We start from the raw sequence: 1,163 nt of genomic DNA on the forward strand, positions 1-1,163 counted from the left end.
TTGGTGCTCATGGTAAAAAACAGGTGGAATAGCATTATCAAAGTGATCGGTTAATGTCATATATCCATATGGAGAGTCATGATCAATGATATACGCATTGGCGCCAAAATCTACAGTATGATGTGTTTTATTTAGTGGGAGTTTTTCTTGATGATTGGAAATTTCAACCCCAAAAAAAACAAAATCGTGGTTAGAGATTTCTTTAATATCCTCAGAGTATGTATTCTTATGTGTTTGTATATTTTCAGACTGAATTTTATCAAAGGATTTAATATTAAGAATATTATTTGACAGATTAGAGTTACTTTGATGTCTGAAGTTAAAATTAGAATTAATAATAATAGAAAGTAAGTGACGTTCGTCTGAAGAAAGAGGATGAACTTTTTGTATTATCTCAGAGATATAGTGCCTGGACACCTTATCGAGATGCTCAAGTGACCGAAATGATGACCGTGCTCCAGATGGCGCTTCAATAGAAAGATTTAGTGATTTGAAACTGGTCCCTTGAGAAAACATTTTGCTATAACTTTGCGCTGCTATAGACTTCCTTAAAAAGTTTTTCACAGTATTAGCACAGTGATCTAAATGTTTTTCACTTATGCCAGAAGAAGATGAGTTTGTTACGCGTAATATATTTTTTTGTAATGCTTTTGTTGCTTTATTCGGATTCGTTTTTCCATCAACAAGATCAATATTATTCTGAACATTAATATGATTTACTGCTTCAGGTATTTTCATCCCCCCCCCAATTATGTGCGTTTTTATCTGTGGTTATTTAGATAACATTATCTAACTGGACACTTTCTTGTATGTATTATAGCTAAATGAACAGATTTTAATATGTTGTATGGTTTTCACTCTGAAATCCCCTGAATTTAATCACGTTTCCTTTACGGAAGGCAATTTTAACCGTAGTATCAATTATTAACCCTTGGGCTTGATATCCCTCTCCTCTTCTGGGCACGGGGGATGTCAGATTACTTATTACAGAAACCAAAAGAATTGTAAGCGTCATCTCAGTGTCGTCTATTTCAATGTCTGATGATTGGCGATGATAGAGTCCTTGAACCGCCCCGGGTTTCCTGGAGAGTGTTTTATCTGTGAACTCAGGCTGCCAGATCATCGTTTCCGATGGAAGCATAATAAGCTTTTTCTGCTTCTGC

At 35.2% G+C, this 1,163-nt stretch carries 1 protein-coding gene and 1 pseudogene; both read right to left on the bottom strand.

Translation table 11 applies throughout. The features are described 5' to 3' along the window. Positions 1-738: pseudogene (ospC4, locus tag BFF42_RS17930) on the bottom strand (type 3 secretion system effector OspC4); the annotation flags it as partial. 97 nt (positions 739-835) lie between these two features. Next, on the bottom strand, positions 836-1,163 hold a 328-nt coding region (locus BFF42_RS27330; RefSeq protein ID WP_216079865.1), incomplete at its 5' end, for a hypothetical protein.

Origin of the sequence: Shigella sp. FC1661, from assembly GCF_001712525.1 — a bacterium.
Lineage (GTDB): Bacteria > Pseudomonadota > Gammaproteobacteria > Enterobacterales > Enterobacteriaceae > Escherichia > Escherichia coli.